The 26,122-nt window shown below is 49.8% G+C and carries 21 protein-coding genes and 1 tRNA gene; 11 read left to right on the forward strand and 11 right to left on the reverse strand.

Features of this window, described 5'->3' with window-relative positions; genetic code table 11:
• Nucleotides 1-3: 3 nt before the first annotated feature.
• Nucleotides 4-1,155, reverse strand: coding sequence for a hypothetical protein (locus HK25_RS03380; RefSeq protein ID WP_086635311.1), 1,152 nt, complete (start codon nucleotides 1,153-1,155; stop codon nucleotides 4-6).
• A 93-nt stretch (nucleotides 1,156-1,248) separates the two neighbouring features.
• Here HK25_RS03380 and HK25_RS03385 point away from each other — a divergent pair, with 93 nt between their 5' ends.
• Nucleotides 1,249-2,031 (forward strand): SDR family oxidoreductase, encoded by a 783-nt coding sequence (locus HK25_RS03385; protein ID WP_233127645.1) that lies wholly within the window; start codon nucleotides 1,249-1,251, stop codon nucleotides 2,029-2,031.
• Between the two features lie 123 nt (nucleotides 2,032-2,154).
• Here HK25_RS03385 and HK25_RS03390 read toward each other — a convergent pair.
• Nucleotides 2,155-2,228, reverse strand: a tRNA-Cys gene (locus tag HK25_RS03390).
• Nucleotides 2,229-2,465: 237 nt separating this feature from the next.
• Between HK25_RS03390 and HK25_RS03395 the strand changes: the two genes are divergently transcribed.
• From HK25_RS03395 to msrA, 4 genes are all read left to right on the forward strand, one after another.
• Nucleotides 2,466-3,896 carry a TolC family outer membrane protein gene (locus HK25_RS03395; protein ID WP_086635402.1) on the forward strand — a complete coding sequence of 477 codons (1,431 nt, stop codon included), beginning with the start codon at nucleotides 2,466-2,468 and terminating at the stop codon, nucleotides 3,894-3,896.
• Between the two features lie 30 nt (nucleotides 3,897-3,926).
• Nucleotides 3,927-4,976 carry a DUF2497 domain-containing protein gene (locus tag HK25_RS13340; RefSeq protein ID WP_233127647.1) on the forward strand — a complete coding sequence of 350 codons (1,050 nt, stop codon included), beginning with the start codon at nucleotides 3,927-3,929 and terminating at the stop codon, nucleotides 4,974-4,976.
• Nucleotides 4,977-5,099: 123 nt separating this feature from the next.
• Nucleotides 5,100-7,799, forward strand: a complete 2,700-nt coding sequence (locus HK25_RS03405; protein WP_086635403.1) for a valine--tRNA ligase — start codon at nucleotides 5,100-5,102, stop codon at nucleotides 7,797-7,799.
• Nucleotides 7,800-7,861: 62 nt separating this feature from the next.
• Nucleotides 7,862-8,398: a peptide-methionine (S)-S-oxide reductase MsrA gene (msrA, locus tag HK25_RS03410; RefSeq protein WP_086635404.1), complete on the forward strand. Its 537-nt coding sequence runs from the start codon at nucleotides 7,862-7,864 to the stop codon at nucleotides 8,396-8,398.
• A gap of 15 nt (nucleotides 8,399-8,413) precedes the next feature.
• Here the strand turns inward: msrA and HK25_RS03415 are convergent, their stop codons facing one another.
• The 5 genes from HK25_RS03415 to HK25_RS03435 are packed head-to-tail and all read right to left on the reverse strand — an operon-like array spanning nucleotide 8,414 to nucleotide 14,065.
• A complete protein-coding gene (locus HK25_RS03415; RefSeq protein ID WP_086635313.1) occupies nucleotides 8,414-9,772 on the reverse strand; it encodes a nitrate/sulfonate/bicarbonate ABC transporter ATP-binding protein in 1,359 nt (452 codons plus the stop codon).
• 16 nt (nucleotides 9,773-9,788) lie between these two features.
• The gene (locus HK25_RS03420) at nucleotides 9,789-11,546 is read right to left on the reverse strand and encodes a hypothetical protein (RefSeq protein ID WP_086635314.1); all 1,758 of its coding nucleotides are present in this window, start codon (nucleotides 11,544-11,546) and stop codon (nucleotides 9,789-9,791) included.
• Complete coding sequence (dut, locus tag HK25_RS03425) at nucleotides 11,543-12,022, reverse strand: dUTP diphosphatase (protein WP_086635315.1); 480 nt, start codon at nucleotides 12,020-12,022, stop codon at nucleotides 11,543-11,545. Before dut ends, HK25_RS03420 begins: the two co-directional genes overlap by 4 nt.
• Nucleotides 12,023-12,043: 21 nt before the next feature.
• Entirely contained in the window at nucleotides 12,044-13,279 is a 1,236-nt protein-coding gene (gene coaBC, locus HK25_RS03430) for a bifunctional phosphopantothenoylcysteine decarboxylase/phosphopantothenate--cysteine ligase CoaBC (RefSeq protein ID WP_086635316.1), read from the reverse strand.
• A 3-nt stretch (nucleotides 13,280-13,282) separates the two neighbouring features.
• Complete coding sequence (locus tag HK25_RS03435; RefSeq protein ID WP_086554075.1) at nucleotides 13,283-14,065, reverse strand: class I SAM-dependent methyltransferase; 783 nt, start codon at nucleotides 14,063-14,065, stop codon at nucleotides 13,283-13,285.
• A gap of 29 nt (nucleotides 14,066-14,094) precedes the next feature.
• Here HK25_RS03435 and mutM point away from each other — a divergent pair, with 29 nt between their 5' ends.
• The 6 genes from mutM to gyrB all read left to right on the forward strand — a co-directional run bounded on the left by mutM (nucleotide 14,095) and on the right by gyrB (nucleotide 22,084).
• Nucleotides 14,095-14,964, forward strand: coding sequence for a bifunctional DNA-formamidopyrimidine glycosylase/DNA-(apurinic or apyrimidinic site) lyase (mutM, locus tag HK25_RS03440; protein ID WP_086635317.1), 870 nt, complete (start codon nucleotides 14,095-14,097; stop codon nucleotides 14,962-14,964).
• Nucleotides 14,965-15,063: 99 nt separating this feature from the next.
• A complete protein-coding gene (rpsT, locus tag HK25_RS03445) occupies nucleotides 15,064-15,333 on the forward strand; it encodes a 30S ribosomal protein S20 (protein ID WP_086554081.1) in 270 nt (89 codons plus the stop codon).
• 338 nt (nucleotides 15,334-15,671) lie between these two features.
• Entirely contained in the window at nucleotides 15,672-17,120 is a 1,449-nt protein-coding gene (gene dnaA / locus HK25_RS03450; protein ID WP_086554073.1) for a chromosomal replication initiator protein DnaA, read from the forward strand.
• Between the two features lie 120 nt (nucleotides 17,121-17,240).
• A complete protein-coding gene (gene dnaN / locus HK25_RS03455; protein ID WP_086554072.1) occupies nucleotides 17,241-18,365 on the forward strand; it encodes a DNA polymerase III subunit beta in 1,125 nt (374 codons plus the stop codon).
• A gap of 62 nt (nucleotides 18,366-18,427) precedes the next feature.
• Nucleotides 18,428-19,537: a DNA replication/repair protein RecF gene (gene recF, locus HK25_RS03460; RefSeq protein WP_086635405.1), complete on the forward strand. Its 1,110-nt coding sequence runs from the start codon at nucleotides 18,428-18,430 to the stop codon at nucleotides 19,535-19,537.
• Between the two features lie 105 nt (nucleotides 19,538-19,642).
• Entirely contained in the window at nucleotides 19,643-22,084 is a 2,442-nt protein-coding gene (gene gyrB / locus HK25_RS03465; RefSeq protein ID WP_086635318.1) for a DNA topoisomerase (ATP-hydrolyzing) subunit B, read from the forward strand.
• Nucleotides 22,085-22,345: 261 nt separating this feature from the next.
• Here gyrB and kdsA read toward each other — a convergent pair whose 3' ends face one another.
• The 4 genes from kdsA to tpiA form a co-directional block, all read right to left on the reverse strand.
• On the reverse strand, nucleotides 22,346-23,182 hold the full coding sequence (kdsA, locus tag HK25_RS03470; protein WP_086554070.1) for a 3-deoxy-8-phosphooctulonate synthase: 837 nt from the start codon (nucleotides 23,180-23,182) through the stop codon (nucleotides 22,346-22,348).
• A complete protein-coding gene (locus HK25_RS03475; RefSeq protein ID WP_086635319.1) occupies nucleotides 23,182-24,813 on the reverse strand; it encodes a CTP synthase in 1,632 nt (543 codons plus the stop codon). The genes kdsA and HK25_RS03475 overlap by 1 nt, the downstream gene beginning before the upstream one ends.
• Nucleotides 24,814-24,934: 121 nt before the next feature.
• Nucleotides 24,935-25,300: a preprotein translocase subunit SecG gene (gene secG, locus HK25_RS03480; protein WP_086635320.1), complete on the reverse strand. Its 366-nt coding sequence runs from the start codon at nucleotides 25,298-25,300 to the stop codon at nucleotides 24,935-24,937.
• Nucleotides 25,301-25,326: 26 nt separating this feature from the next.
• Nucleotides 25,327-26,067, reverse strand: a complete 741-nt coding sequence (tpiA, locus tag HK25_RS03485) for a triose-phosphate isomerase (protein ID WP_086554067.1) — start codon at nucleotides 26,065-26,067, stop codon at nucleotides 25,327-25,329.
• Nucleotides 26,068-26,122: the final 55 nt, after the last annotated feature.

Genomic DNA, 26,122 nt, shown 5'->3' on the forward strand with positions numbered 1-26,122 from the left:
ATCTCAGGCTGTTTTAAGCCATTTTTCATACATTCTGTGCGTTTTATATGGTGTGGGAACGATACGTTCGATCAGATTACGAATACCGTCATTCGTTTCAAGAACCCACCCAAGTTCGATCGTACGGTAAGGCAGAACTCTGCCACGCTGTATCAGCTCATCAATAAGCAGTGCAGGGACAATTGCGCCAAGGGCCGTGCCTGAGAGTTTCTTTTTAACCCCAAGCAAAATAACCCTGGCCGATGAAAAATCGTGTGTTGCTATACGAAATGCCAGCTTAGCCCAGCCAGCGGCCGAGGGAGCACCATTCAGATCGCCTGAAACGTCATAAACATTAGGCACGACTAATGCGATCGCTACAGGTTCTTTATTCAGCTCAATAAGGACGTATTGCTCAGGCTTTAAAACCGGTTTCAGCGTTTTCAGCAAAAAATTGGTTTCTTCTGTGGTCATGGGTACATTCCCCCATGTACCTGCCCAGGCATCGTTATAAAGATCCTGCAAAATAGCTGCGTCTTCAACAAGCTTATCCTGACGCAATCCGCGGACGGTAATGTCACCCAGACGATCACGCAGCCCCTGAGGAATACGGTTAGCCTGCTCAGCAGCGGGAGAAAGAGGCATGGAATAAGAAAAAAGATCCATCGCTTTTGTAAAGCCGGCTTTTTGAACTGCCTGATCAAGCATTTCAGGGTGCCAGGCCGTGCCAACCATGGGAGGTTCAAGCTGCCCCTCAACCATCACACCAGATTCACCATTGCTGTTAAGCGTCCATGGCCCCCTGATCACATCAATATCGAACTGACGTAACCAGGTCTCTGCCGCTGCCATCAGCGGCTCGACACACTCTGGCGTTGTCGTATCAAGAGCACCGAAAAAACCAATTGATGGACCAGGCTGTGCAAGCGCAAGAAAATCAATCTGTGCAGCAATACGCCCTATTGGTTCTCCGTTGCGCCACGCAATAAAATACTGTGCCTTGCCATGCTGAAAGAAGGGAGACTGCGCCGGAGAGAGCATAGCTCTCGCTTCCATTTCGAGCTGAGGCACAAAGCCGGGAAGACCTGTGTAAAGAAGGCGGGGCATACGGATAAACAAAGCGAGCTGGCGTGCTCCCGACACGGGAGATATAATAATTTCATCGGTTGTAGTCATCGGCGCTCTGTACACTCCCACCTTAAGTCACCTTACGGATAGCAGACTGGTGCACCATTCTGATAAAATGTGAAAGAGAAAAGAGGTAAAAACGTGTCAACTAATCGGCCGGAACCAAAATCTATTTTAATTACAGGCGCTACCGGTGGCATTGGTGGTGAGCTGGCAAAGCGCTATGCCAGACCGGGACGAACCCTCATTTTGTGGGGCAGGGATGAAGAAAAGCTACGAAAAATTTCAGCAGTCTGCGGCGGGCGTGGCGCAAAAATTATCTCTCGTCAGATCGACCTGGCAAAGGGGCAGGATGCACTCTCAGCTTTCTATGAAGATGATGCCATAGCTCAGTGCGATATGGTTATTCTCGGGGCAGGTCTTTCTGACATTAAAACACCGAAAGATTTGACAGAGGACCCTCAAAAGGTGCTGCAGCTCGCTCTGGTGAACTATACAGCGCCCGTTACTCTGGCTACAGCTGCGGCCCGACGTATGATTCCCCGCAAAGGAGGGAGGGTGGTGCTAATTGGCTCAGTCTCCGCTTATTATGAACTGCCTTTTTCGGCCGCCTATAGCAGCTCTAAAGCCGGCCTGGCTTCTTTCGCCAGTGCTGCCCGACTTGGATGGGAAGAAGAAGGTATAAAAGTCATTCATATCGCTCCGGGCTTTGTCGATACACAGATGAGCCAGAGACTAAAGGGCAGCCTGCCGTTTCTGGTACCAGTCGAAAACGCAGCAAAACGTATTATGAAAGCCATTCACCACAATGAAGAAGAATGCATCTTCCCCTGGCAATTTCGGATACTCCGTGTCGCTGAACGCCTTGTGCCTCAGTTTTTACGTAAACGCATCCTTAAGTCGATCAGGGCTGACCAGGAATAAAGGGCTGATTACTACACTGGCTGGCGGGGGCAAACTATGCTCCTCGCCTGGCGACCATTTTAAGTCAGAGCAACAAACTATAAAAGATTGTTCCTGACTTTATAATTTTTTATGAAATATCGCTGGAGGTCCGGGAGGGAATCGAACCCCCGTACGCGGATTTGCAGTCCGCTACATAGCCACTCTGCCACCGGACCGATGACGTGCCTGCCTTATCTCCTGACTTCCCCTTCAGGTCAAGAGTTGTTATTATAAAAAAATCGAAATTTTCATACACAGGCTGCAGCATAATAAAAAAAGAAATCCTGAAAGACTCTTTTCTTGGTGTTTTTCTTTTTTACTATCCTGATAAGCCGCAAACTATAGAAAAAATTCTCTTTGCTCATACCCGGGGAATGTTCTATCACGTTCTGATCCTGCATGGGGGGAGATTAATGAAGCGTATTTGTGGAATGGGGCTCGCTGCGGCGTTGTGCAGCACGACTGCGTGGGCACAGAAGTATGATGGCAGTGGCTCCCCCGAATTTGTTCCTCATACCCTTCAGGAGGCCCTTGCCTCAGCCTATCTGACCAACCCGACACTTCAGGCCGCCCGGGCTCAGCTGAGAGCTACTGATGAGCAGGTCCCGACAGCTCTGGCCGGCTGGCGGCCGGTAGTTACAGGCAATGTCGGGCTAAGTTACTATAAAGGCATCAATGAGTATAACAGCACAACCCCCGGTGAGGGCGGATATCGACGTAAGTTTGATACTCCTGGTTATAGTGCTGGCGTTACAATAACCCAGAACATCTATACCGGCGGCAAAACAACTGCAGCCACTCATCAGGCTGTTAATAATGTTATGGCTGCGCGGGCCAACCTGATTTCGGCTGAGCAAAAAGTTTTTAAACAGGTTGTTTCCGCTTACGTCGGTGTTATTGAGCGCGAACAGCTTCTGCAGGTTAACATCAACAACGAACGTGTGTTGCAACAGCAGCTGCGTGCGACCAATGAGCGTTTTCATGTAGGGGAAATTACACGCACTGACGTAGCACAGGCCGAATCTGCCTATGCCACAGCTAAGGCAACACGTCAGCAGGCTGAAGGAACTCTTCAGACTGCACAGGCAACTTACATGCAGATTGTTGGTATGGCGCCTCCGCCTAATCTGGTGCCACCTCAGCCTCTCGTTCTGCCCGTTAAAGATGCTCAGACCGCAGCGAGCTTTGCCGTCCGCAATAACCCTGATGTTATTAATGCTCTTTTTACTGAAGCCGCACAGAAAGATGCAGTTTCTGTCGCAGTCGCTGCGATTTTGCCGAAGGTATCGGCAACCGCAGCCTATCAGAAAAGCGTCAACCAGGGCCTCGACCACCAGACAAACGACAACAAATATGCCACCCTCAACTTTAATATTCCTGTTTATCAGGGAGGATCAGAGTATGCTGGTGTAAGACAGGCGAAGCAGCAGCTGCAATATACTCACCGGGAAGTGGACACTCAGCGACGTGCCGCAGCACAGGATGCTGTTGCGAACTGGCAGACACTAGTTGCTACACAGGCTGCGATATCAAGCAACAGAGCGGCAATCAGAGCTGGTATAATTGCTCTTGATGGCGTCGAACGTCAGGCTATAGTTGGAACAAGCACCACACTTGAAGTGCTGCAGCAACAATCTACCCTGTTAAATGCGCAGGTTGCTCTGGTTCAGAGTTTAAGTTCGCTTGTCACTGCGTCTTACAATGTTGCCGCTGCAATAGGGCGCTTAACGGCTCTTGATCTCAACCTTAAGGTGCCGCTTTATAATGAAAAAGCCTACTACGAAGCAGTGAAAGATCGCCTGTGGGGAATCAATGACTACGCCCTTAATCAGCCAGGGCGGTAATCTCACAGACGTTGGCCAAAGGATTTGACCGTGACTTCATCTCCCTCCGATGAAACCAAGACGCCTATTGAAGATATTTTAGCTTCTATCAGAAATAAATTAAAAGAAGAGCGACCTGAATTTTTAGAGTCTCCCCTCTTACACACAGGGCTTTATGAAGATGAGGAAGACCTCGTCCTCACGCCAGAACTGACTGCGGAAAAAGAGGAAGGAGATCTCGTCCTCACGCCAGAGCTGACCGCGGAGAAAGAGGAAGAAGATCTCGTCCTCACGCCAGAGCTGACCGCGGAAAAAGAGGAAGACGACCTCGTCCTCACATCAGAACTGACTGCGGAGAAAGAGGAAGAAGATCTCGTCCTCACACCAGAACTGACCGCGGAGAAAGAGGAAGAGGATTCTGCGGCCTCTTTAGCAAGTGTCATCAGGGAAGAGTTCGCAAAGTTATCACCAGAGGAAGCAAAGCCTGTTAATAGTGAACCCACTGAAAAACAGACAGAAGAACTCCGGCTGATTGATGAAGCTCCTCCGAGCATCCGTGAAATATTGCTTCAGCTCTATACTGAAAAGGCGTCTTTATCTGGACTGGAAAGTAAAAATACTATAGAAAATGAGGCTCATGAAGATCGGGCTCATACCAGCAGCAATGTTGACGAACACGATCATAATATAGCTCAGGATTATAATGTAGTGCGGGACGATACAGGACAAAACTCTTTGCCTGAAAATGCTGTTCAGGAAAATACTGCAAGCGCTCTCTCTGTCTCTAAGCCACGAAATGTCAGTAAGGGCGGGGAAGAAGAGGGTGACTATGGTTCTCTGTCTATTCCGCTCAATGTTGAGACTATTGCAGATACTGACAGTTCGTTCGCTATTCTGCAAAAGACCCTTCAGGAAAAATATCTGCATGAACATGAGGAGAGAAGAGTGGCTGTGAATAATCAAGGTTCTCTGACAATTGAAGATATCGTACGTCAGGAAGTCCGGGTAATGCTCAAAAAATGGCTGGATGCTAATCTGGCCGGTATCGTTCAGGATTCTGTTAAAAAAGAAGTTGAGCGTCTCTCTCAGCGTAATCCCTGAGATTCACCTCCTCTGCATTGATATAACTGTATACGCTATTATAACATGCAGTTGTGAAACTCTCTCCTTAAAGGCGGAAGGCATTTTCATGCCTTCCGCTTTTTTCATGTGGCCTGGTTAATTATGACACTCAGCAAAACCTTTGATCCTACCTCAACAGAAAAACGTCTTTATGCCCTGTGGGAGCACAATAAGGCTTTTTCTGCCAACCCTGAAAACACGCAGAAACCACCTTTCAGCATTATGATCCCACCGCCCAACGTCACAGGCACGTTGCATATGGGACATGCTTTAACCATGACCTTGCAGGACACGCTGATACGCTGGAAACGCATGCAGGGGTTTGACGCGCTCTGGCAACCCGGGACTGATCATGCCGGCATTGCAACACAGATGGTAGTTGAACGCTCTCTGGCCAGTGAGGGGCTTTCGCGTCAGTCAATGGGACGCGAAGCTTTTACCAAACGGGTCTGGCAGTGGAAGGAAGAGTCTGGCGGAGGCATTACAAAGCAGCTCAGACGCCTGGGGGCATCGCTGGACTGGCCACGTGAGCGCTTTACAATGGATGAAGGCCTGTCACGGGCCGTGAAAGAAGTCTTCGTCGCTCTCTATAATCAGAAACTTATTTACCGCGACAACCGCCTGGTGAACTGGGACCCGGTCTTTAAATCAGCGATCTCGGACCTGGAAGTAGAGAACAAAGAGGTTAATGGTTCGTTATGGTATATTCGTTATCCTGTTGACGGGCTGACAGATACCACCCTGACAGTTGCAACGACACGCCCGGAGACCATGCTGGGTGACGTTGCTGTTGCCGTAAACCCTGAAGATGAACGCTATCGCCATCTTGTCGGCAAGCAGGTACGCCTGCCTTTAACCGGCCGTCTGGTTCCGGTTGTTGCTGATGCCTATTCTGATCCTGAAAAAGGAACAGGCGCCGTTAAAATCACACCTGCACATGATTTTAATGACTTTGAGGTCGGGCAGCGCCACCAGCTCCCGATGATATCGGTACTTGATGCAGAAGCACGCATCACCCTGGATGAAATTAAAGAAGATCTTCAGGCTGTTGCTGGCCTGGCTGACCCGGCCTTTGTAAACGGCCTGAACGGCCTCTCACGCGAAGACGCGCGTAAAGCCATTGTTGCAGAGCTGGACTCCCTCGGCTACCTGGAAAAAATCGAACCTCACAGACACCAGGTTCCACACGCTGAGCGTGGTGGCGCAGTGATTGAGCCTTTCCTGACCACTCAGTGGTATTGTGATGCGGCAAAGCTTGCCGGCCCTGCTGTTGAAGCTGTTGAAGACGGACGTATTACGTTTATCCCGAAACAGTGGGAAAATACTTTCTTTGCATGGATGCGTGATATTCAGCCCTGGTGTATTTCACGCCAGCTGTGGTGGGGACATCGTATTCCGGCCTGGTATGGCCCCGATGGTCATGTGTTTGTTGCTCATGATGAAGCTGAAGCACAAACTCAGGCTGATAAACATTATGACAGTGCCGTTGTCCTGACACAGGATGAAGACGTGCTCGACACGTGGTTCTCTTCTGGTCTGTGGCCTTTTTCAACGCTTGGCTGGCCTGACAAAACGCCTGAACTTGAACGCTATTACCCAACAAGCGTGCTCGTAACCGGCTTTGACATCATTTTCTTCTGGGTTGCCAGAATGATTATGATGGGACAGCACTTCATGAATGATGTGCCGTTTAAAGATATTTTCATTCATGGCCTTGTTCGTGATGAGCGCGGACAGAAAATGTCTAAAAGCAAGGGCAACGGTATCGACCCCCTGGAGCTTATTGATGATTATGGTGCAGATGCCTTGCGCTTCACCATCTGCTCACTGACCGGGGTAGGGCGGGATGTAAAACTTGGCCGTAAAAAGGTCGAGGATTACCGCACGTTTGTAACCAAACTCTGGAATGCCGCACGCTTTTGCGAGATGAACGAAATTCGTGCGGTTGCAGGCTTTAAGCCCGAAACAGTTCAGTCTGCTCTGGGCATCTGGCTGTTGTCAGAAACATCAAAGGCGGTGGAAGACGCAACAAAGGCGCTCGAAGCCTATCGCTTTGATGAATACGCTCTGACCTGTTACCGCTTTGTCAGAGGTTGCTTCTGTGACTGGTTCCTTGAGCTCGCTAAGCCTGTTTTCGCTTCAGAAAATCAGGATGAAGCCAGAGAGATCCGTCATGTAGCCGCTCATGTTCTCGGACAAATTCTTCGTCTTCTCCAGCCGGTTATGCCTTTTGTTACCGATGATCTGTGGCATGCCTTTGGTTTTGGTGAGGAGGGGTCTTTAATTTCTCAGTCCTGGCCTGAACCTGTTCAGTTATCTCAGGCAGATAATGCCCGGGCAGAATGTGAACAGATGATCAGGTTAATTTCTGAAATTCGTGCGGTACGTTCTGAAATGAACATCCCGCCCTCACAAAAAGTGCCTGTCTTCCTTAAAGATGCCAGCACTGAGATTACAGAACGGGCACAACGCTGGCAGGAGGCAATTGGTCGCCTGGCCCGCGTCTCTGAGATTGATATTCTCGAAGGTGAGCTGCCTCAGGGCTGCGCGCAGGCTATTCTTGAAGAGGCAACTCTGGTTTTACCTCTTGAAGGTATTATCGACCTGTCGACCGAAAGAAAACGCCTGCAAAAAGAGCTGACCAAAGCCGAAGAGGAAGAGGCCAAAACGGTCAAAAAACTCTCCAACGAAAACTTCATTGCCCGTGCTAACCCTGAAGTCGTGCAGGAGATGAAGGACCGTCTGGCCACGCAGAAGGAAGAATGCGCACGCCTTAAAACCGCTCTGGCGCGCATTATCTAAGATATATAAAGCATATGCAGAGCCTTCACTCTGCATATGCTTCAGCAACCGGAGTATCTTATATGTCTGATCCTGTTTATGCCGTTCTGGGGGGCGGGTGTTTCTGGTGTCTTGATGCTGTGCTGCGCGATATGAAGGGTGTAAAGTCTGTCATTCCTGGTTATGCGGGCGGGCATACTACAAACCCTACATATGAGCAGGTCTGCACAGACACGACGGGACATGCAGAAGTTGTAAAAGTTATCTTTGATCCCGAGATCATGAGCTACGATGATCTGCTCAGAATTTTCTTTACCCTGCATAATCCAACAACACTCAACCGGCAGGGAGATGATATCGGCACGCAGTACCGCTCATGCATTTTCTATACAAATGATGCGCAGCAGCAATCTGCTCTGACAATTAAAAAAGAAATCGAAGAGGCTGATATCTGGGGTAACCCTCTGGTCACAGAAATTGCGCCTCTGAGCACGTTCTGGCCGGCAGAGGAAAAACACCTCAACTATTACAACAATAACCCACAAACCGGTTATTGCGCTGCTGTCATTGCGCCAAAAGTTGTTAAAATGAGAAAGCTGTTCGCAGAACGCTACCGGTAATATCCGGAAGGAAGGTTAATCACCTTCCTTCTCATCCGTATAAAAACGATTACTTTCTTCATCATAATCAAAAAGCTCAGCAAACCGGGTCCAGCCGATCAGCGTGTGTAAAGTCTGCCGGGCATAATCTGGCGACATACCGGCTTCCAGCTCGCTGAGAAAGCGTGTTGCATCTGCGCTGTGTGACGGACGTTCATCAAGAACAGCTCTGATTGTTTTGATCAGAGGCACATTATGAATAAGCGCATAGCCCATAATAGCCTTACGCTCTTCATGGTCACTCAGTACAAAATGCACCCCTTCATCCGTCAGAAAAATATCGCCATCTTCAAGCTCTGCAAGTCCCAGCAGCTCAAGAGATTCACCAAGAGGGAAAAGATCATCAAGCTCAAGCTGTAATTTTTCTGCCAGCACGGGCAGATCAGCGCGGCCATTCAGGGGGGCGGCGGCGAGGGCTTCCATCATACCTGTCATCATAGCGACTGAAACCGGCGGCAAAGTCAGAACCGATGGCGCAGGTGCAGACGGTGGTTTAGGCATTATTGAGATATCAGCCTCTGAAATAACAGGGGCGCGTTGCGTCATGAGCGCATAGATATGATCAACTATCCCTCTGAATTCCTGATCTTCTCTGCTGCGCGGATGAGAAAGCGTTACAGGCAGAATATGCGCCACACGACCCGGGTTAGACGAAAACACCACGATACGATCACATATCAGCACAGCTTCTTCGATATTATGTGTCACCATCATCAGAGACTTAACCGGGAGCTTATCCTCGTTCCATAACTCCACAAAATCAGTTCGAAGATTTTCGGCAGTCAAAATATCCAGATCAGAAAAAGGCTCATCCATACAAATCAGCTCAGGCCTGATAGCCAGCGCACGGGCCATACCAACACGCTGTTTCATGTCAGGAGCAAGTTCTTTGGGCCAGGCATTTTCATAGCCTCCCAGACCCATAAGTTCTATGGCTGCGGTTACCTGCGTTTCTTTATCTGTTTTTGAAAGTTTCTGCCCTTTCAGGCCAAGTGCAATATTTTCTTTGACGGTCATCCAGGGGAAGAGGGCAAAAGACTGAAACACCATTGCCACATCTGGCCTGTTTTTTTCGAGCTGGCGTTTCTCATTCCAGACAACTTCTCCTGAAGAGGGAGAAATAAGCCCTGCCATGATGCGAAGAAAACTTGATTTCCCTGATCCTGCACGCCCCAGAAGACCGACTATTTCACCCTCGTAAATATCGAGTGTCACATCATCAAGAACCTGCAAATCAACAGCACTATCTTTATGATAGACCTGTGAGACAGTACGGCTGCTCACCAGGACTGTTTTTGTCTCTGATATCTGGTCATTTTCAGATGAATAAGACATTCTGCAGGCAGTTCCGTCAGTTGATTTTCAGAGTACGATAGACATAACTGATCAGTGGTCGCCATAACAGAAAATTAACTACCATGGCACAAAAGACCATCATCACTATTCCCAGCATTAAACAAGACACAGAGCGCGCCTGAAATGCCTCTGCCAGATAAGACCCCACACCATAAACAAAAAAATCTGATGTATGCCCCGGCAGCCATTCAGCCGCCACAACGACGCACCATGATCTGGCTGCAGCTTCTGCCAGACCAGATAAAAAACCCGGGATGATGTATGGCATAATGATAGTACGAATCAGAAAAAAACCACGCGTATGGAAAGTCTGAATCACATCTGAAAAACTATCTGGAAAAGCCATCATACGATGGACAACATGCAGCAGGATGCTCCACTGCGCGCCCGCGATCAGCAGAAAAAAACACCAGCTTTCAGGCCGGAAAGAACCAGACCAGTACAAAGCCGGGACAAAGCAACACAATATAACAACAGGGAAAAATGATAAATAACTTACTGTTTTTAAAATAAATTCTCTTCTTTTTGCATGCAGCGCAAGCCATATACCAAACGGAAGCCAGAGCAATGATGCAAAAAACAGCACACAGCCAATGCGCAGAAGTGTCATGACACAGCGACACAAAACATCCAGATACTGAGTAAACTGATACAGGTGGAAGCTTACTGTAAACAGAGTAAAGCATATAACAATCGGAAGCGTGACAAAGCTTATAAAAAACAATGTTGAAAGCTGCATTTTCTTCAGAAAAATATTTTTCTTAGAAAAACAACGATAAAAATATTCGGAAAATAGTCTGAGGCATCTTTCATAGAACGAATTAAAATTTAATTTTCTTTTATTTACAGGGAGATAACTCTCTTCAAAAGAAATGAACTCAGCACCATCTTCATGCGTATCCGCTCTATAATCATCAGCATAGTAGCGTGCAACCCAGCCATTAAGAGGGCGAAGCAGGATAGACTCACTCCCTGCCATCAGCAGAATAATAGCAACCAGAACACACAATGCGGGCAGAAGATTTCCCTGAAACACAGCTGAAGCAGCATAAGAACCCAGCCCGGGTAAGCTGCTTTCATTATGATTCACACTGATAATCTCAGCATATAAAATCACAATAAAACCACCGGCCAATGCATTTCTTAAATCATGCAGAAACCCGGGAATAACTTTTGGCCAGTCAAGTATCAGAAGTTTCTGCCATGCATTTAATTTAAAGCATCGTGTTACTTCACTCAGTTCTGATGGGATATTTTTAAGGGCATAACAAATATTTTCAGCACTTTTCTGAGCCATGGAAAAAACTGCGGAGAAAAGTACGGCGCCTTCCAGCAGGAATGTCACGCCTGGTGCGTATGCCCCAACAAGCAACATGGTCAGAAGTAATATACTGAGGGAAGGGACGAACCTTGTTACACCCAGGAGAGGCGGTAAAAAGCGTTCTCCAAACCTGGTTTTTGTCGCAGCAAAACCGTAACACACGGCAACGCAAAAAGATAAAATAACAGCCGAGATCAGGCGCGCCACAGTGAAGAGCGCGCACAGAAAGAACTCTCCCGGTGAGTTGATTATAAAGTATTTTTTTTCAAAAAAGCCGGGGGACGTAAGCCCTGAAATATAGTGCCCCCCCAGCAGCAGCAAACCAGACAAACAAACAAAAACAGTAAACTCTACGCTCTTATAAAGTCCGCTTTCCTGTCGGATACGGTGCACCGCATAAGAAAATGTAGTGTCTGTTTGTCCTGCTTTCATGCCGACGTTGTTCCGGTACTGCCAAAACCACCTGCACCACGCTCTGTCTGCTCCACAATCTTTTCCTCATGCCACTGCACGCACATAACCGGTGCCACAACAGCCTGAGCAATACGGGTGCCACGCTCAACGATATAAGGTTTCTGCCCCATATTCATCATAATAATCCCAATTTCACCACGGTAATCCTGATCAATGGTACCTGGTGAATTAGGCAGGACAAGACCATGCTTCAACGCAAGACCTGAACGGGGTCTTACCTGCATCTCGTAGCCGGCAGGGAGGGCCACCTTAAGGCCTGTGGGAATCAAAACCCGTGCACCAGGCTGAAGCACCACATCTTTTTCCACGGCGGCAAGAAGATCCAGTCCGGCTGCACCAGAAGTCGCGTAGCCTGGGAGCGGGAGGTCCTGCGCATGAGGCAGACGCTCAATCTGCACAGTCAGAGCATGCACAACCGGGGATAAACTTGACATATTTTTTTTCCAGAACGCGAATTATAAAGAACGAGAAAACCAGTCAGCGATCGCCACGACCAGTTTACGGGCGACCTCTGTTTTTGAGAGTCTGGGCCAGGCGTCAGAAGTCTGAGACGTAATCAGCATAACTTCATTCTCACTTCCGCCCATGACATCAGAATTTGCACCAACGTTATTGGCAACAATCCAGTCACATTGTTTACGTTTTAACTTTGCCTGAGCGTATTGCGCGACGTTTTCGGTTTCAGCGGCAAACCCGACGACCAGCTGAGGCCGGATAGGAGAGGGCTGAGATAACTCAGCCAGAATGTCAGGGTTCGCGGCCAGGGCAAGCGGAGGCGGGACATCATTACGTGATTGTTTTTTAAGCTTTTGTGTCGCCTGCGCAGCAGGGCGCCAGTCAGCTACAGCGGCTGTACAAACGGCAATATCCTGCTGTTTCAAAGCATGAACTGCTGCCTGCATATCACGTGCAGTTTCGCATCTGATCACCGTCATGCCCGCCGGGTTACGCAGCTGTGTGGGGCCACTCACCAGTGTTACATCAGCCCCTAAATCAGCAAGAGCTTCAGCAATAGCATACCCCTGCAAGCCTGAAGAACGGTTTGCAATATATCTCACAGGGTCAAGCGGTTCATGGGTTGGCCCGGCGGTAACCAGAGCGCGCCTGCCAGCCAGCGGAGCACGACCCTCACGCAATTTCTGCCTGAAAAACCCTATGACAGTATCACTGATATCCGCAGGTTCAGCCATACGCCCCGGGCCAGACTCACCACAGGCCATCACACCATCAACAGGAGCAATAAGCTGTACACCACGCTGCCGGAGCAACGTAACATTAGCCTGTGTTGCCGCGTGCTCCCACATACGCACATTCATTGCCGGTGCAACCATGACAGGCGTATCAGTCGCCAGCAAAAGCGTACTGGCTATATCATCTGCCAGGCCATGTGTTATTTTTGCAAGAAAATCGGCAGAGGCAGGACACACAAGCACGAGATCAGCAGAACGGGAGAGGGCGATATGCCCCATCTCCTGCTCGGCGGTCAGAGAGAAAAGGTCGGTATGCACCCTCTCTCCGCTGAGTGCCTGTAATGTAAGAGGCGTTACAAACTCAGCCCCGCCTTTTGTCAGCACACAGCGCACTGCTATGCCCGCAGCTCTTAGCATCCTGATCAGCTCAGGCGCTTTAAAAGCCGCTATACTGCCGGTAACAACCAGCAGAACAGAACGCACAGGCGGGATCTGGCTCATATCTTACAGACGCCAGCCTGAATGAATAGCTGCGATGCCGCCTGAGAGAGACTGATATTTAACATTCGACAAGCCAGCCTCACGGAACATCTCCGCCAGAGTTTCCTGGTCAGGGAACATTCTGATGCTTTCTGCCAGATACTGATAGCTTTCGCGATCTTTCGCTACGAGCCCGCCCATCACAGGCAGCACTTTAAAAGACCAGGCATCATAGACAGGTGCGAGAGCCGCGACCTGAACACGGGAAAATTCAAGGCACTGAAACTTACCGCCGGGACGAAGAACACGACGTGCTTCGCGGATAACAGCCATTTTATCGGTGCAGTTTCTCAGCCCGAACGCGATCGTGACGCGGTCGACAGACATATCTTTAAGCGGAATAGCCTCAGCATCGACCACACAAAAAGACAGGTTGGACACCAGACCTTTTTCAATAGCCCGGTCACGCCCGACTGAAAGCATGCTGGCATTAATATCCGTCATAATAGCGGGGCCACCACCACTGCGCATCCACCCGAAGGTAATATCGCCTGTGCCACCAGCCAGATCAAGCAGCTTAAGGCCTGGCGCCGGAGCAAGTTCGGTAATGAAAATACGTTTCCAGACACGATGAATGCCCAGAGACATTAAATCGTTCATTACGTCATATTTGCTCGCCACACTGTCAAAAACAGCACGCACAAGCGGCTTTTTCTCTTCTTTGGGAACAGAACGAAATCCGAAATCCGTCTCCTCAGCGCTTGCGTCATGAGAAGAAGAGGGGGGCATGGAGCTATTGTCGATCATGGCACCATTCTATACTCTGCTTTTTTGTCATGCCAGAGCTACCCGAAGTTGAAACTGTTATACGAGGAATGCAATCTGCTCTGCAGAATCGCATCATCCAGACTGCTATCGTAAAGCGACACGACCTTAGACGGCAGATTCCTGCCGATTTTACCCGTCGCGTCAAAGGTAAAACTGTTAAAAATTTTCAGCGGCGCGGAAAATACATTCTCATAAGATTATCCGGTGACCTTACGATTATCATGCATCTGGGCATGTCAGGGCGTGTTACTCTCGATTCTCAGAGCCATGACGGAAAGCACGATCACGTTGTCTTTATAACAGACGATGATAAGGCCTGTGTTTTCACAGATCCGCGCCGTTTTGGTTTTGTCGACCTCATACACACAGCAGATGAAGAGCAATATTCTTCATTTCGCACTATGGGGCCAGAACCACTTTCCTCTCAGTTTACGTGGCGAACACTTGCTGATGCTTTCAGAAATAAAAACTCACCTGTAAAAACTGCGCTCCTTGACCAGGGAAACGTTGCTGGTCTGGGCAATATTTACGTCTGCGAGGCTCTGTTTTATGCGGGCATTGACCCGCGCACGCCGGCGGGGAACCTGACAGCGCAGCAGCTGCGTCCTCTCGTTACGGCTATCCGCAAGGTTCTGAACGAAGCCATAGCCGCCGGCGGATCAAGCCTGAAAGATTATGTGCGTCCTGATGGTGGGCTTGGCTATTTCCAGCATGCGTGGGCAGTGTATGGCAAAGCGGGTCAGCCGTGCCCTGCCTGCCCTGGTGAAGAAGGCTGCCCTGGCATACAACAGATTCAGCAAAGCGGCCGGTCGACGTTTTTTTGCTCTGAAAAGCAACATTTCTGCGAAAAAAGCTCTATTTCGTGTGATGAAGCTTGACGAGTGCCACACCTGTGGATTACAGCTCCGCTACTCTTTCTGGCTGGTCGGCCTGTCAGCCATCAGCTCCATTCTTTTATGCTGGACAACACGAAACTCATGGCAAATATTGCATCAGCCCGCAAACGTATCAGACAAACAGCAAAGCGCACTGCACGCAACACAGCTCGCAAATCTCGTATGCGTACTTTCATCAAGAAAGTTGAGCTCGCAATCACATCGGGCAACCAGGAAGAAGCACGCGAAGCTCTGCGTCTCGCTCAGCCTGAAATTCAGCGCGCTGCAAGCAAAGGTGTTGTTCACAGCAACCAGGCGTCTCGCAAAATTGCGCGCCTTTCTGCCCGCGTTAAAGCTCTTGCCACAGCCTGATTTTAAACTTTTTTAAAATCAACGCAGTGAAGACTGAAAAAGCCGGATCATCCCGAGGATGATTCGGCTTTCTTTTTCAGGAAGGCATGCCCCCGGTCTCAACTATCACGAAACTGTCTTTTTTGTTGCTCGTGCACAGGCTCTGCGTTATCGTGAGCGAAGTGTTTAACGTTAAGTTGCAAAAACCCTTCTGACAGTTTTTGCCTCATCTTTTTCGGTGCAACACTCTGAAAAGAACCAGACTGATATACCATCATGGTGTCTCGTCAGGGGCTGATATGCTTTTTTCCGGGGCGTTTCCAAGGCCATTTATTTTGTTCAATCACCTGGGAGTGTAAATGAGTATCGGGGTGGACGATGACAAAAATACCCTTGCACCTGATGACGATGGTAAGGCTCTCGAAAAATCATGGCTGCGCATCTGCTCGCGCTTAAAGGGAGAAGTGGGCGAGGTTGAATATCATACCTGGCTGACAAAAATCGCGCTTGGCCCCGTTGATGGCAATGAAATTACGCTTTTGCTGCCAACACGATTCCTGCGTGACTGGGTCCGTAGTCAGTATGGTGACCGGCTTAGTGAGCTCTGGAACCAGGAAGTTTCCTCTATTCGTCATGTTGAGCTTCAGGTTGCCCGCCCTGGTGACCCGGCTGCTCCGGTCATTACCAGTGAGGTTGCGGCTGTATCAGCACCGACGCCGGCTCCGCTCTCTCCCGGCCTGCCAGCTGATGCTGACGATATCGGCCGTCTTGAAAATAAAAATGATATAGCCGCGACACTCGATACCCGTTTTTCTTTTGATAATTTTGTGGTCGGCAAACCAAATGAGTTTGCCTATGCCTGCGCACGCCGCGTTGCCGAAAAACCATCAAGCGTCGGTTTTAATCCGCTCTTTCTTTATGGTGGCGTTGGCTTGGGTAAAACGCACCTGATGCACGCCATTGGCGCTGAACTGCTGCAAAGAGGCAATGTCTCTGTCGCTTATATGTCAGCCGAAAAATTTATGTATCGTTTTATCGCTGCGATCCGCTCTCAGTCGACGATGGAGTTTAAAGAGCAGCTCCGTTCAGTCGATGTGCTGATGATTGATGATCTCCAGTTCCTGATCGGGAAAGATAATACGCAGGAAGAGTTTTTTCATACATTCAATGCGCTGGTTGATGCCGGGCGTCAGATCATTGTTTCTGCCGATAAATCACCTTCTGATCTGTCAGGCCTTGAAGACAGGCTGCGCACGCGCCTTGGGTGCGGCATGGTGGCAGACATTCATGCCACGACCTTTGAGCTGCGCATTTCCATTCTGGAAGCCAAAGCTGCGGCATCAGGGGTCATTGTTCCGGCTAAGGTTCTTGAATTTCTGGCTCACAAGATTACGACCAATGTACGTGAACTTGAAGGTGCGCTGAACCGTCTTATCGCACATGCAAACCTCTTTGGCCGCCCGGTTACGCTAGAAGCCACGCAGGATGTACTGCACGACATTCTTAAAGCACATGACCGACGTGTGACGATTGAAGAAATTCAGAAAAAAGTATCAGAACACTGGAATATCCGCCTCACAGATATGTCTTCAGCCCGCCGTGCCCGTGCAGTAGCACGCCCGCGGCAGGTTGCGATGTATCTGGCCAAACAGCTCACCAGCCGCTCTCTGCCAGAGATCGGACGGAAATTCGGCAATCGTGACCACACAACGGTCATGCATGCTGTGGCCCGCGTCGCAGAACTGATGGAACGTGATGCCGCTTTTGCTGAAGACGTTGAACTGATGCGCCGGATGCTTGAAAACTGATTTAAACTGATGCGCACTTTGTTTCTGGACCTCGTTGCAGAGCACTGTTAAACATCGTGGATAATTTTACTTCTCTGGCAGCATTAATGCTGAAGGGTCGTTCACAGAGACGAGGTATAAATGAAGTTTTCAGCTGAGCGGACAACATTGCTCAAGGCTTTGGCGCACATCCAGAGTGTAGCTGAAAAGCGTAATACTATCCCCATACTTGCCAACGTTCTGATACAGGCGCAGAAAGATCAGATCAGCCTTAAATCCACTGATATGGAAATTGAGGTTGTTGAGGTTATCCCTGCAAATGTTATGCAGGACGGAGCAACGACTGCTCCGGCCTCAGTGCTTTATGAAATCGTCAGAAAATTACCTGACAATGCAACGGTTGAGCTTGATCAGAGCGAAAACGAAGCGCCTCTCCACCTGAGAGCCGGACGATTCGCAACACGCCTGAATGTTCTGAGCGTTGATGACTTCCCATCTATGGGTGCAGGTGACTTTCCGTGCAGCTTTACGTTGCCTGTTGCAGCACTCAGGCAGCTGATCGACCGCACACGCTTTGCCATTTCAACAGAAGAAACACGCTATTACCTCAATGGCATCTTCTTTCATGCCATAACGGGTGAAGGCACGCCCGTGCTGCGTAGCGTTGCAACTGACGGCCATCGTCTTGCCCGCGCTGAAACCGCTCTCCCGGCTGGTGCAGAGGCAATGCCTGGTGTGATTATTCCACGCAAGACCGTTGCAGAACTCCGCAAACTGATTGATGAAGCACCGGAGGAAATCGGTGTTGCTCTGTCAGAAACCCGCATTCAGTTTTCTGTCGGGCCGGTAACCATCACTTCAAAGCTGATTGATGGTACGTTCCCTGAATATGATCGTGTTATTCCCCGCAATAACACCCGTATTCTGCGTGTTGGCAAAAAGGACTTTGCTAACGCTGTGGCCCGTGTTGCAGCCATTAGTCAGGAACGCTCCAAGCCTGTTAAAATGATGCTTGAGCCAGGCCTGCTTACTCTCTCTGCCAGCAGCCCGGAGCAGGGTACAACCCGCGAAGAGCTGGACGATAAATACATCACCTTTGAGGAAGGTAACCTGGAAATTGGTTTCCAGGCGCGCTACCTTAATGACATCACCGATCAGGTAGAAAAAGACGTGGAGTTCGCGTTCTCTGACAGCGCATCTCCTACCATCGTGCGCGATGCTGACAGCCCGGAAGTGCTGTACGTTCTTATGCCTATGCGGGTCTGAGTTTTACATAGGCGTGGCTGAGCTGATCAACATCACATTCTTTGCGTGATCTGACAGTTTTTATGCCACGCCTTTTAAAACTCACCCTGACACTTTTCAGAAACTATCGCCATCTTACATGGCAGCCCGAGAATGCACTCACCGTTCTGACCGGTGAAAATGGCAGCGGCAAAACCAATCTTCTCGAATCTCTGTCACTTTTTGCTCCGGGCAGGGGGTTGCGCAGAGCTTCTTTGTCGCAGCTGGGGCATAATGAAACATCAGGCTGGGGTGTCGCTGCACGCTTTCAGCTTAATGATGAAATAATTGACCTTGGCACGGCTATCAGTGAGACCGGCAGGGGGCAACGTCGTAACTTCCTGCTTAATGGCAAGCCATTCCCTAAAAAAGAGGGGGTTGAAGATCTGCTGTCCGTCATCTGGATAACCCCCCAGATGGACAGACTGTTTAGCGAGAATGCTTCTGGCCGGAGGCGTTTTTTTGACCGCCTGGTCATGACTGTTCTTCCTGGGCATGCCCGTGAGCTGGCAGCTTATGAACGCGCCATGACACAGCGCAACAAGCTCCTGTTAACCCGCCCGACAGAGACAAGCTGGCTGAGCGGCCTTGAAAGCACAATGGCCCGGCACGGTGTCGCTATCAGTGCGGCACGTAACGAAATCGCTTATTATCTTTCATCGTTTGCACAGACACATAAATCAGCTTTTCCTGCCTCCCACGTCACTTTTGACTGTGACCTCAGTGAGAAAATTCAGAAAAAACCTGCGCTCACCGTAGAAGACTGGTTTAAAGAAAAATTAAACCTGAGCCGCAGTGAAGACCGGCAAAGGGGCCGCACCAGTATCGGGCCACATCGCAGTGACTTTATGCTTTCTGACTGGAAAACCGGCTTACCAGCCCATACTGCAAGCACAGGCCAGCAAAAGGCTATGCTGCTGGGCTTAACACTTGCGCAGACGGCACTGGTGAGAGAATACCGCAAGGCTTCGCCTTTACTGCTGCTTGATGAACCTCTTGTGCATCTTGATCGTTACAAACGCGAAGCACTGCTGGAATATTTGCCATCATTGCAAACGACAATTCTGCTTACAGGAACAGATTCCGCGCCTTTTGAAAAAATTTCAGATATGGCCCGGTTTATCACCCTGAAAAATGGTTCTTTTCAGGTTTAAAAATAAGAAAACAAGCCCCTCTAATCTGGCGTCTCGCAGCCTGCCGTCGTATAAGATAGCAATGCAAGTTTTTTCACTCTTCCTCATCCGGAGTATCATATATTCATGACCGACAAAACTCAGTTTACGTCTGAAACCGGTGCGGAAGAAGAATACGGCGCTTCGTCTATTTCTGTCCTCAAAGGTCTTGATGCGGTCAGAAAACGCCCCGGCATGTATATTGGCGATACTGATGACGGCTCAGGTCTGCATCATATGGCTTTTGAAATCATCGATAACGCGATTGATGAGGCGCAGGCTGGTCATGCAACCTACTGCCTTGTCACCCTGAACGCTGATGGCAGCGTGAGTGTACGTGATAACGGGCGCGGTATTCCGACCGATATGCATGAGGAAGAGGGGATCAGCGCAGCTGAGGTTGTTCTGACACGCCTTCATGCCGGCGGTAAGTTTAACCAGAACTCCTACAAAGTCTCTGGTGGACTACATGGGGTTGGTGCGGCCGTCGTTAATGCCCTCTCTGAAAAAATGGAAGTGCGCATCTGGCGTGGCGGGCAGGAGCACATTATCTGCTTCCGCCATGGTGAACGAGACGCTCCCCTCGCTGTTGTCGGCACATCGTCAGAAGAGCGTGGCACGCTTGTTACGTTTAAACCAAGTAGCGAGACGTTTCCTAAAACTGTTTTCGACTTCACTATTCTTGAACGGCGGCTGCGCGAGCTGGCATTCCTGAACTCAGGTTTGCAAATCACACTGCGTGACCACCGCACTGAAGAAAAACGTGAAGAAGTTTTTCATTTTGAAGGCGGCCTTGAAGCTTTCGTCTCCTGGCTGGATCGGGCCCGTACCCCTTTGATTACACCACCCGTAAGCGGTGAAATCGAAAATGAAGACAGCGGCATTAAGGTGGAGTTTTCACTCTCCTGGAACGACAGCTACCACGAAACCATGCTGTGCTTCACCAACAACATTCCTCAGCGTGACGGCGGCTCGCATCTGGCTGGCTTCCGCCAGGCTCTGACCCGCGTTGTTGGTAAATATGCCGAAGGTATTATCAAAAAAGACTCTCTCTCTCTGACCGGTGATGACATGAGAGAAGGGCTGACGGCCGTTCTCTCAGTTAAGGTGCCTGATCCTAAATTCTCCTCTCAGACAAAAGATAAGCTGGTCTCTTCAGAAGTGCAGCCTGTGGTGCACACGGTTGTTGCTGACATGCTTGGCCACTGGTTTGAAACACACCCTAAAGAGGCAAAAATTATTGTCTCTAAGGTGCTCGATGCTGCATCAGCCCGTGAGGCAGCCCGTAAAGCCCGTGAACTGACACGCCGCAAAGGGATCCTGGATATTTCTTCGCTGCCAGGAAAACTCGCAGACTGTCAGGAACGCGATGCCTCTAAAGCTGAAATATTTATCGTTGAGGGTGATTCCGCCGGTGGTACAGCAAAACAGGGCAGGGACAGACGTTTTCAGGCAATCCTGCCTCTGAAAGGTAAAATTCTCAACGTTGAGCGTGCGCGTTTTGACAGAATGCTCGGCTCACAGGAAGTCGGCACTCTGATTACCGCACTGGGTACAGGCATCGGACGCGGGGAAGTCGATCAGGGCGGGTTCTCTATCGACAAGCTTCGTTATCATCGCATCGTCATTATGACTGACGCTGACGTTGACGGCTCGCATATCCGTACATTGCTTCTGACCTTTTTCTTCCGGCAGATGCCTGAACTGATTGAACGAGGCTACCTGTATATTGCTCAGCCTCCTCTTTACCGGGCAAAGCGTGGCAATGAAGAGCATTATCTGAAAGATGATGCGGCTCTTGAAGCTTATCTGCTCGAAAAAGCGCTCAATAAAGCCACCTTTGTCTACAGCGATAAAGAAGAGCGCAGCGAAGAAGGGATTGAAGCAGACCTGCCATTTATCCAGCAGGCTACCCAGGCGATTAATCGTCTGGCAACACGCACGCCACGCTGGATTATCGAACAGGCTGCTCTGGCAGGTATACTCACTGATTCACCAGCCACTCAGCGTGAAAGAGCTTCTGATCTTCAGGCCAGACTTGATGCCGCCTCAGCTGAAAATGAACGTGGCTGGTCTGTTGATATCAGTGAGACAGGCATTGAGCTTTCACGCAAAGTCAGAGGCGTAGGGGAAACTTACCGTATTGATCCCACAGCTCTTGCTGGTGGGGACAGCCGCTGGCTTACCTTACAGCTTGCGCGCCTGCAAAAGCAGTTTGGTACGGGTGTCACCCTGCGTTATGAAACGTCAGAGACAAAATTTGCTGGTCCGGCAGGACTTTATGCACATCTTCTGGCACAGGGGCGGCGTGGTCTTGCCATTAACCGCTTCAAAGGTCTGGGCGAAATGAATAACGAGCAGCTGTGGGAAACCACTCTGGACCCGGCCATGCGTACTTTACTCCAGGTGAAAATCGGTGACGTTGAAGAAGCCGGGCAGGTCTTTACCACTCTGATGGGCGATGTTGTTGAACCACGCCGTGACTTCATTGTCGGTAATGCTCTCAGAGTGGCAAATCTCGACGTTTAATCTGACAGGCTAAGAGCATGCGTGACCCTGCGCGTGCTCTTAGCGGCCATAACACTTCATAATCATGTTATACGGAATAACAGTCAGGACTGATCAGGCTGCCTCTCGCTGCCTGACCATCTCTCTGGTTTTTATATTTTTGCAGATGACCTGACAAAACACAGGGTTTACAGCAAGATAGCTCGTAATACCGACACGTCATAAATATTAAAATCGAAGTATAAAAAACCCTCTGATTTTATAAACCAGAGGGTCTTAGTTTCAGATAAACTGTTTTACCAGGCTATCCAGTTGCCTGAACTGCTCAAAAAGCCTGGGGAGTGCTGAAATTGGCAGCATATTAGGACCATCGCTGGGAGCACGATCAGGGTCCTGGTGCACTTCAATAAACAATGAAGCGACACCTGTTGCCAGAGCCGCACGGGCCAGGATCGGAGCAAACTCTCTTTGTCCACCAGATGAGGTGCCCTGACCACCAGGCTGCTGCACTGAATGGGTGGCATCAAAAACAACCGGGTAGCCAGTTTGTGCCATAATCGGCAGGCCACGCATGTCATTCACCAGTGTGTTATAACCAAAGCTGGTACCGCGCTCACACAGCATAATGCGCTTATTGCCTGTAGATGCAATTTTATGAGCAACGTGCTGCATATCCCAGGGGGCGAGAAACTGCCCTTTTTTCACGTTGACCACGGCACCGGTCTGTCCCGCTGCCAGCAACAGGTCTGTCTGACGACACAGGAAGGCGGGAATTTGCAACACATCAACAGCCTGTGCAGCAGGAGCACACTGCTCAGCAGTATGTACATCAGTCAGCACAGGTATCTGCAATGTCTCACGAATATCAGAGAGAATTTGCAACCCCTCATTCATGCCAATGCCACGCTGCGCTGAAACACTGGTACGGTTGGCTTTATCGTATGAGCTTTTATAAATCAGCCCAAGCCCAAGAGCACCACAGATTTCCCTCAGAGCCTGCGCTGTTTCCTGAGCATGAGCTGCAGATTCTATCTGACATGGCCCGGCGATCAGCACAAAAGGCTGATCGTTGCCAATTTTCAGCTCACCGAGCTGAAAATTATGGGCTGAGTTACTCATTAACAAGCTTCTTTCTTCTGCAGGGCAGCGCCAATCAGACCTGAGAAAAGAGGGTGAGGTGCAAAAGGCCTTGATTTCAGCTCAGGGTGATACTGCACCGCCATAAACCAGGGGTGATCAGCATATTCAACAACTTCTGGCAAAATCCCATCGGGCGACAGACCTGAAAAAACCATTCCGGCTTTTTCAAGTTTTTCACGGTAGTGAATATTCACCTCGTAACGGTGACGATGGCGCTCGTTAATGGCCGTTGAACCATAAAGCTGTGCAATCTTTGACCCCGCGACTAACTGAGCCGGGTAAGAGCCCAGACGCATCGTGCCGCCAAGCTCTCCGCTTTCACTACGACGCAGACGTTCTTTGCCGCGTGCCCACTCAGTCATAATACCGACAAGAGGCTCCGGGGTGTGGCCAAATTCAGTTGATGACGCATCCGGCAGGCCTGCAAGATTACGGGCGCACTCAATAACAGCCATCTGCATCCCCAGGCAAATACCCAGGAATGGAATTTTATTTTCACGAGCATAACGGATAGCGGCAATTTTGCCCTCTGAACCGCGCTCACCAAAACCACCGGGGACCAGAATACCATCAGCCTGCGCCAGCTGTTCAAGGGCGGTGTCAGACTTTTCAAGCTTTTCAGCTTCAATCCAGTCCAGTTTCACCTTCGTGCGGTGGCTGATACCCCCATGAAGCAGCGCCTCATTGAGCGACTTATAGCTATCCAGCAGGGCGGTATACTTACCAACCACTGCAATACGCACTTCGCGTTCAGGGTGGCGAATAGCGTCTACAATTTTCTCCCAGCCGGAAAGGTCAGGTTCATCTTCAAATGGCAGACCAAAGTAACGCAGAACTTCGTTATCCATACCCTCAGCATGGTAGGAGAGGGGGCAGGCATAGATTGTATCAACATCACGGGCAGCAATCACTGCTTCAGGTCTGACGTTACAGAAGTTCGCAATCTTGCTGCGTTCGCTTTCAGGAATAGGGCGGTCGCAACGACACAAGAGAATTTGTGGCTGCAGGCCAACATTCTGCAGTTCTTTAACAGAATGCTGGGTCGGCTTCGTTTTCAGCTCACCTGCTGAGGGGATCCATGGCAGCAAAGTAAGATGGACAACCATTGTCTGGGCCATGCCCAGGTCATTACGAAGCTGACGGATCGATTCAAGGAAAGGCAGGCTTTCAATATCACCGACAGTACCGCCTATTTCAACCAGCACGAAGTCAAGATGGTCTGTATTAGCAACGACGATATTTTTAATCGCATCAGTAATATGCGGAATAACCTGAACAGTTCCACCAAGATAGTCACCGCGGCGCTCACGCGCGATCACATCAGAGTAAATTTTTCCGGTTGTTGTGTTGTCTTCCCGGGTCGCATTCACGCCGGTAAAGCGCTCATAATGGCCCAGATCAAGGTCAGTTTCGGCACCATCATCAGTGACAAAAACTTCACCATGCTGAAACGGGCTCATCGTACCAGGGTCGACGTTAAGATACGGGTCAAGTTTGCGTAAGCGAACTTTATACCCACGGGCCTGCAGCAATGCGGCAAGTGCAGCTGATGCTATTCCCTTACCAAGAGAGGAAACAACACCACCGGTAACAAATACAAAGCGAGTCATGGACAGACTTTCTACACGCACAAAGCAAAATGAGTAAAGACAGGCACAAAAAAAGGTTTTCTGTTTCCTGACAGAGCACTCTCAGCTGCCTGATACAGTATAGTGAGAGTGCTCCGGGGGCTCAGTGTCCCGCCGCTGGCTGTGCAGCCTGGCCGACAGGAGCTGGCGCGGGCTTAGCCGGCGCTGAAACTGATGCGGGCGAAGCCGGTGCCGCAACAGGGGCTGGCTGTGCCAGAATATCATGACCATAACCACTGACTGAGCCACGGTTCAGTACAGCAAGAACCAGAGACAGCAGCATAAACAGACCGGCAAGTACGGCTGTGCTGCGGGTCAGCAGATTGGCAGTGCCACGACCTGACATGAACGCACCCATGCCCTGGCTGTTACCAATACCAAGCCCGCCGCCTTCACTGCGCTGAATAAGCACAACGCCAATAAGAGCGATGGTCACGCAAAAATGGAGAATCAGCAGGACTGTGGTCATATTGTCTTCCGAATAGAATATACTGCTCAGGATGCTGAAGCGGCATGAATAATAGATAAAAACGCATCAGGCTTCAGGCTTGCGCCGCCAACCAGTGCACCTGCTACCTCGGGAATGGACAGAATGGAAGCCGCATTTTCATTATTAACGGAACCGCCATACAGAATTCTGACTTTTTTTCCATTTTCAGCAAACTGACGCACCAGCTCCTGACGCAGAAAAACCATTGTCTCGGCTATTTCTTCTGTCGTTGCTGCGCGACCTGTCCCGATTGCCCAGATAGGCTCGTAAGCCAGTATACCTGAAAAATCATCCGGTAACGACCCTTTAATTTGCCAGCCAAGCACATCAAAATGATCACCGCTTTCACGCTGATCTTCGGTCTCGCCAATGCAGACAACAGGTGTCAGCCCGGCTTTTGCCGCTGCCACGGCTTTTTCTCTTACTGTTTCATCAAGTTCACCATGCCCCTGACGACGTTCAGAATGCCCCAGAATAACGTGTGACACGCCAAGATCTGTCAGCATCGCAGGGGAGATATCTCCTGTATAAGCGCCTGACGCCGCTTTATGGCAATCCTGAGCTCCAAGCCTGACTGAAGTGCCTTCAAGCTGTGATGCCGCCAGTGAGAGCTGCGTAAATGGCGGACAGATAACAACATCAGGACCTTCAGCCTTCACACCGCCCGAAATCGCCTGGACCAGCGCTTTCGAATCACGGGTCGTTCCGTTCATTTTCCAGTTGCCAACAATTATCTGTCTGCTCATATCAGCTTTCCTTATGCAGCGATTGCCACAACCTTCAAACAGGTGCAGCTCAGCT

Source organism: Acetobacter sp. DsW_059 (assembly GCF_002153695.1).
Classification (GTDB): Bacteria; Pseudomonadota; Alphaproteobacteria; order Acetobacterales; family Acetobacteraceae; genus Acetobacter; species Acetobacter thailandicus.

Bases quoted from the DNA above. Each gene is read 5' to 3' on its own strand.
- HK25_RS03380 (WP_086635311.1), bottom strand. From the start codon at position 1,155: ATGACTACAACCGATGAAATTATTATATCTCCCGTGTCGGGAGCACGC.
- HK25_RS03395 (WP_086635402.1), top strand. From the start codon at position 2,466: ATGAAGCGTATTTGTGGAATGGGGCTCGCTGCGGCGTTGTGCAGCACG.
- HK25_RS03405 (WP_086635403.1), top strand. From the start codon at position 5,100: ATGACACTCAGCAAAACCTTTGATCCTACCTCAACAGAAAAACGTCTT.
- msrA (WP_086635404.1), top strand. From the start codon at position 7,862: ATGTCTGATCCTGTTTATGCCGTTCTGGGGGGCGGGTGTTTCTGGTGT.
- HK25_RS03415 (WP_086635313.1), bottom strand. From the start codon at position 9,772: ATGTCTTATTCATCTGAAAATGACCAGATATCAGAGACAAAAACAGTC.
- HK25_RS03420 (WP_086635314.1), bottom strand. From the start codon at position 11,546: ATGAAAGCAGGACAAACAGACACTACATTTTCTTATGCGGTGCACCGT.
- dut (WP_086635315.1), bottom strand. From the start codon at position 12,022: ATGTCAAGTTTATCCCCGGTTGTGCATGCTCTGACTGTGCAGATTGAG.
- coaBC (WP_086635316.1), bottom strand. From the start codon at position 13,279: ATGAGCCAGATCCCGCCTGTGCGTTCTGTTCTGCTGGTTGTTACCGGC.
- HK25_RS03435 (WP_086554075.1), bottom strand. From the start codon at position 14,065: ATGATCGACAATAGCTCCATGCCCCCCTCTTCTTCTCATGACGCAAGC.
- mutM (WP_086635317.1), top strand. From the start codon at position 14,095: ATGCCAGAGCTACCCGAAGTTGAAACTGTTATACGAGGAATGCAATCT.
- rpsT (WP_086554081.1), top strand. From the start codon at position 15,064: ATGGCAAATATTGCATCAGCCCGCAAACGTATCAGACAAACAGCAAAG.
- dnaA (WP_086554073.1), top strand. From the start codon at position 15,672: ATGAGTATCGGGGTGGACGATGACAAAAATACCCTTGCACCTGATGAC.
- dnaN (WP_086554072.1), top strand. From the start codon at position 17,241: ATGAAGTTTTCAGCTGAGCGGACAACATTGCTCAAGGCTTTGGCGCAC.
- recF (WP_086635405.1), top strand. From the start codon at position 18,428: ATGCCACGCCTTTTAAAACTCACCCTGACACTTTTCAGAAACTATCGC.
- gyrB (WP_086635318.1), top strand. From the start codon at position 19,643: ATGACCGACAAAACTCAGTTTACGTCTGAAACCGGTGCGGAAGAAGAA.
- kdsA (WP_086554070.1), bottom strand. From the start codon at position 23,182: ATGAGTAACTCAGCCCATAATTTTCAGCTCGGTGAGCTGAAAATTGGC.
- HK25_RS03475 (WP_086635319.1), bottom strand. From the start codon at position 24,813: ATGACTCGCTTTGTATTTGTTACCGGTGGTGTTGTTTCCTCTCTTGGT.
- secG (WP_086635320.1), bottom strand. From the start codon at position 25,300: ATGACCACAGTCCTGCTGATTCTCCATTTTTGCGTGACCATCGCTCTT.
- tpiA (WP_086554067.1), bottom strand. From the start codon at position 26,067: ATGAGCAGACAGATAATTGTTGGCAACTGGAAAATGAACGGAACGACC.